Raw genomic sequence first — 4,973 nt, forward strand, 5'->3', positions numbered from 1 at the left:
AAGGAATTTTGTTAAACCATGACCTTAACCCCGAGTTCTTTCGATAATTCTTTTTTGCCGGCAGATAATTCGCTCCTCAAGCACCCCGGCGACGATATTCAAGAGAAGATGATCGCGGTCATTCTCTTCGCTTGCGCTTTCGTTTCCGTGGCGACGACGATCGGCATCGTGGCGATTATTTTTAGCGAAACGTGGGGATTTTTTCAAGAGGTATCTTTCGCCCAATTCTTTCTCGATACCCGTTGGACTCCACTGTTCGCCACCCCTCATTTCGGCATCTGGCCGCTGATTAACGGGACATTTTTAACCACGGCCATCGCTATGTCCGTCGCGGTTCCTTTAGGCCTATCTTCCGCGATCTACCTCGCCGAATACGCAAAACCGAACCTAGCGGCGATTTTACGCCCTGCGGTGGAACTTCTCGCCGGGATTCCCACGGTGGTGTACGGGTACTTCGCCCTACTCGTTGTCACGCCCACTTTGCGGAATCTTTTCCCCGTCGAGATTTTTAACGCCCTCAGCGCCGGGTTAATGATGGGGATCATGATCACTCCCACGGTGGGATCGATTAGTTTAGACGCGATCCGAGCGGTTCCCCGTTCCCTGCGCGAGGGTTCCTACGCCCTAGGAATTACCAAGCTGGAAACGATTTTTAAAGTGGTTCTCCCCGCCGCCCTCTCCGGGATCATGGCCTCGATTATTCTGGGAATGTCCCGGGCGGTGGGGGAAACGATGACGGTGTTGATCGCCGCCGGCTCGCAACCCCGGCTTACCCTCAATCCCTTCGAGTCGATCGCCACGATGACCGCTTTTATGGCCGAGATTTCCGGGGGAGATGCGCCCCGGGGCAGTCTCAGTTTTAAAACCCTCTACGCAGTCGGCGCGGTGCTTTTTTTGATCACGTTGGCACTGAATCTGGCCAGTTACTGGATCTCCCACCGTTTTAAAGAAAAATACGATTGATTTGCCATGGTTAAATCCTCTGTTAAGTCCGATACCGTTGAATTTATCGACCATCTCGAACGCCGCGAGGCGATCGGCAAATTCTGCGAGTATCTTTTCCTCTTCGGTTTACTGATCGGTTTGTTCGTTCTGGCGCTGTTGGTGTTGAATATCGCCCACGATGGACTCGGACGACTCTTAACCCCCGGATTCCTCACGGAAACGCCTTCCCGTTTCCCGGAAAGGGGCGGTATCCGTCCGGCGATCATCGGTAGTTTCTATCTGGGAATTATCGTGCTTCTCGTGGCGGTACCGATCGGGGTCGGGTCGGCTTTGTATCTAGAGGAATACGCCCCGAAAACTTGGTGGACGGCACTGATCGAGGTGAATATCGGCAATCTGGCCGGGGTTCCCTCGATCGTCTACGGCTTATTAGGATTAGCGGTTTTTAACTATCTGCTCAATTTTGGCCCGACGCTGATTTCCGGCGCGTTAACCCTTGCGCTTCTCTCGCTGCCGGTGATTATCGTCACGGCGCGGGAGGCGATCCGAGCGGTTCCCGATTCCCTACGCCAAGCCTCCTACGGTCTAGGCAGTACCAAATGGCAGACGATCCAACACCATGTTTTACCCTACGCGGTGCCGGGGATTCTTACGGGGGTGATTATCTCCGTGTCGCGGGCGATCGGAGACGCGGCTTCCTTAATGGTCGTCGGCGCGGTTAGTTTCCTCACTTTCGATCCTGGTTTATTCCAACGCTTTATGGCACTACCGATTCAAATTTTCAGCTATATCACCCGTCCCGAACCCGGTTTCGCCAATGCTGCGGCGGCCGCGATTATCGTTCTGATCCTGTTAATTCTCGCCCTCAACGCCATCGCCATCTATCTACGTCAACGTTATTCGACACCGAATTAGGGAAGGCAGCAGGCAGCAGGCAGGAGGTTAGATAAGTCTATTTGACTTCTTAATTGCCCACTCCTCTACTCCCCACTTCCCTCGAAACACATCTTTAATCACACTCAGGAGAATTTTTGCCATGACTACCCACCTTAACCCAGATCACAGTGTTTTCGACGCAGAAGGAGTCAAAGTTTTTTATAACGGGTTTCTCGCTCTTCTGGACGTTCATATTAAAATTCCTGCACGAAAAATCGTCGCCTTTATCGGGCCGTCCGGTTGCGGGAAAAGTACCCTCTTGCGCTGCTTTAACCGAATGAACGATCTCATCCCCGGCGCCAAGGTGGAGGGAAAATTACTCTACCGAAATCAGAATATTTACGATTCGCAGGTCAATGCGGTCAAGTTACGGCGACAGGTGGGGATGGTTTTCCAACGTCCCAACCCTTTTCCCAAGAGCATTTACGAGAATATCGCCTACGCGCCTCGAACCAACGGTTATCAGGGAAATCTGGATGAATTGGTCGAGTATTCCCTGCGGCAGGCGGCGATCTGGGAGGAAGTAAAGGACAAACTGAAAGAAAAAGGAACGGCACTATCGGGGGGACAACAACAGCGCCTCTGTATCGCCCGTGCAATCGCTATGAAGCCAGATGTTTTATTGATGGATGAACCCTGTTCGGCCCTCGATCCCATCTCTACCCGTCAGGTGGAGGAATTGTGCCTACAACTGAAGGAAAGTTACACGATCGTCACCGTCACCCACAATATGCAGCAGGCATCGCGGATCGCCGACTGGACGGCGTTTTTTAACACCGAAACCGATCGGTCCGGGAAACGCCGGGGGAAATTAGTCGAATTCAGCCCCACGGAAGTTATGTTCGGCAATCCGCAAACCGACGAGGCCCGGGAGTATATTACTGGGCGATTCGGGTAATTGAAACAGTAAAGAAGGCTGATAGTCTGTTTTTCAAAACCGTGCGCGGTTTGATCCCGAAACATCCCTTGGTATGAATATAAAAAACTGGATTTTCGCCATTTTGTTGGTTTTTGTCCCGATCTCGATCGCTGGGAATTTCCTCCATTGGGACGTGACGATCATTTTTCTGAGTGCCTGTCTGGCAATCGTTCCCCTCGCCGCTTACATGGGAAAGGCAACCGAGGAAATCGCCGTCGTGGTCGGACCCAATCTCGGCGGTTTACTGAATGCCACCTTCGGCAACGCTACCGAATTAATTCTCGCCTACGCCGCCCTGGAAGAGGGTTTGATCGAGGTGGTGAAAGCGACGATTACCGGTTCGATTATCGGGAATCTGCTGCTGGTAACGGGCGTATCGATGTTTTTCGGCGGATTACGCTATAAAGAACAGAAATTCCAGCCCGTGACCGCCCGTTTAAATTCCTCGTCGATGAATCTCGCCGTCGCTGCGATCCTCCTACCCACGACCGTTCAATACACTTCCGCCGCAATCCAGGAGATCGTCCTCCAGCGTCTCTCGGTAGCGGTGGCGGTGGTATTAATTTTTGTGTATTGCCTGAGTCTGCTGTTTTCGATGAAGACCCACACCTATCTTTACGAGGTGGGGGTCGCCGATCTCGATCAAGAGTCGGGGGAAACGGTAGGCGTAAAAAAGCCGAATCTCTGGCTGTGGGTGGGGATATTACTGCTCGTGACGCTCGGGGTGGCGGTCGAATCGGAATTGTTAGTTAATACCCTAGAGGAAGCCACGAGCGAATTAGGATTAACAACCCTTTTCACGGGGGTGATCCTGCTGCCAATTATCGGCAACGCGGCCGAACACGCCACCGCGGTTAGGGTCGCCTTAAAAGACAAAATGGATCTGGCGGTTTCTGTCACCGTCGGTTCGAGTCTACAAATCGCACTTTTTGTCGCACCGGTTCTCGTAATCGCGGGTTATTTCATCGGTCAGCCGATGGCTCTCGATTTCGATCCGTTTGAATTGGTCGCCGTCGCCGTCGCAGTGTGGCTGACTAACTCGATCAGTAACGACGGTCGCTCGAACTGGCTAGAGGGTATATTACTGGTGGCGACCTACGCAGTGATCGCCCTCGCTTTCTTTTTTCATCCCGCACCGGGATAAAGCGATCGGTCGTGGGAAATACAGTTTCTCGATCGGGATAGGTAGTAGGATTCTCCTGTGGCCAAACCTTTGAAGAAAAAGCCGAACAAGGCATAACGAACCGAAAAACCCGACGGCTATCTTAGGGAAAAAAACGATGATCGAGATTGTGATCGCGATATCTACCGGTGTAGCGGCCTTCGTCGCCACCAACCTCGACGATATATTGATCCTGACGATTCTCTTCAGCCAAACGGGGAAACTCTTCCGTCGTCGCGATATCGTCATCGGTCAGTATATCGGCTTTAGTCTGCTGGTTATTGCCAGTTTAGCGGGATTTTTCGGTTGCTTTCTCATCCCTACCCCATGGATTCGCTATCTAGGCCTCGTTCCTGTGATTCTCGGCATCTTTTCCCTTCTCAAAGAAGAGGAGAAGGAGGAGGAGCCGGAGAATGTCGAAGTCAACCTAGAGGGTGCGAAACATTCCCCCCTCGGCCGTTGGTTTGACCCGCGCACCTATAGCGTGGCTGCGTTGACCGTCGCCAACGGCAGCGATAATATCGGCATTTACGTTCCCCTTTTCGCCAGTAGTAGCGTAACAAGTCTGATCGTTATCGTCAGCGTGTTTTTGATTCTGGTGGGGGTTTGGTGTGCGATCGCCTACGGGTTGACCAGCGTGCCGACCATCGCCACTATTCTCACCAGTCAGGGAAGTACCTTCGTTCCCTGTGTGCTGATCGGTCTGGGTATTTTTATCGTCAAAGAAAGTATTTCCTTCGCGTTTTTGGCCTTAGCAATTAGCTATCTCTGGGCGATCGTCGGTCGCAGTAAGGAACTTGCAAAAAAATAAAGTACCATTTATTTCCCAGGCAGAATAGTCGCATACCAAGGAGGTAATTAGGGTTTGCTGAATCAATGTGAAATGTAGGCAAGGTAAGGGTTTTGTGGCTTTACGAGCGAAACAGGTGCAAGATTTTGAGAGAATCGTGCTTCAAAACCTTGCGTCTTCATCGGCCCGCGTCCTCTAGGGGCGAAGCATTCGGGCAATAA

5 protein-coding genes are annotated in these 4,973 nt (G+C 52.0%); all 5 read left to right on the forward strand.

Annotated elements, in window-relative coordinates; all coding sequences use genetic code 11:
* Positions 1–18: 18 nt before the first annotated feature.
* Positions 19–963 carry a phosphate ABC transporter permease subunit PstC gene (pstC, locus tag PX636_RS12880; RefSeq protein ID WP_288117494.1) on the forward strand — a complete coding sequence of 315 codons (945 nt, stop codon included), beginning with the start codon at positions 19–21 and terminating at the stop codon, positions 961–963.
* Positions 964–969: 6 nt separating this feature from the next.
* Complete coding sequence (gene pstA, locus PX636_RS12885) at positions 970–1,860, forward strand: phosphate ABC transporter permease PstA (RefSeq protein WP_004163295.1); 891 nt, start codon at positions 970–972, stop codon at positions 1,858–1,860.
* A gap of 121 nt (positions 1,861–1,981) precedes the next feature.
* Positions 1,982–2,779, forward strand: coding sequence for a phosphate ABC transporter ATP-binding protein PstB (pstB, locus tag PX636_RS12890; RefSeq protein ID WP_288117495.1), 798 nt, complete (start codon positions 1,982–1,984; stop codon positions 2,777–2,779).
* 73 nt (positions 2,780–2,852) lie between these two features.
* Complete coding sequence (cax, locus tag PX636_RS12895) at positions 2,853–3,944, forward strand: calcium/proton exchanger (RefSeq protein WP_288117496.1); 1,092 nt, start codon at positions 2,853–2,855, stop codon at positions 3,942–3,944.
* A gap of 136 nt (positions 3,945–4,080) precedes the next feature.
* The gene (locus PX636_RS12900; RefSeq protein ID WP_288117497.1) at positions 4,081–4,773 is read left to right on the forward strand and encodes a cadmium resistance transporter; all 693 of its coding nucleotides are present in this window, start codon (positions 4,081–4,083) and stop codon (positions 4,771–4,773) included.
* Positions 4,774–4,973 lie beyond the last annotated feature (200 nt).

This window comes from Microcystis sp. M53598_WE2 (assembly GCF_030067735.1).
In the GTDB taxonomy this organism is placed as follows: domain Bacteria; phylum Cyanobacteriota; class Cyanobacteriia; order Cyanobacteriales; family Microcystaceae; genus Microcystis; species Microcystis aeruginosa.

Bases quoted from the DNA above. Each gene is read 5' to 3' on its own strand.
- pstA (WP_004163295.1), top strand. From the start codon at position 970: ATGGTTAAATCCTCTGTTAAGTCCGATACCGTTGAATTTATCGACCAT.
- cax (WP_288117496.1), top strand. From the start codon at position 2,853: ATGAATATAAAAAACTGGATTTTCGCCATTTTGTTGGTTTTTGTCCCG.
- PX636_RS12900 (WP_288117497.1), top strand. From the start codon at position 4,081: ATGATCGAGATTGTGATCGCGATATCTACCGGTGTAGCGGCCTTCGTC.
- pstB (WP_288117495.1), top strand. From the start codon at position 1,982: ATGACTACCCACCTTAACCCAGATCACAGTGTTTTCGACGCAGAAGGA.
- pstC (WP_288117494.1), top strand. From the start codon at position 19: ATGACCTTAACCCCGAGTTCTTTCGATAATTCTTTTTTGCCGGCAGAT.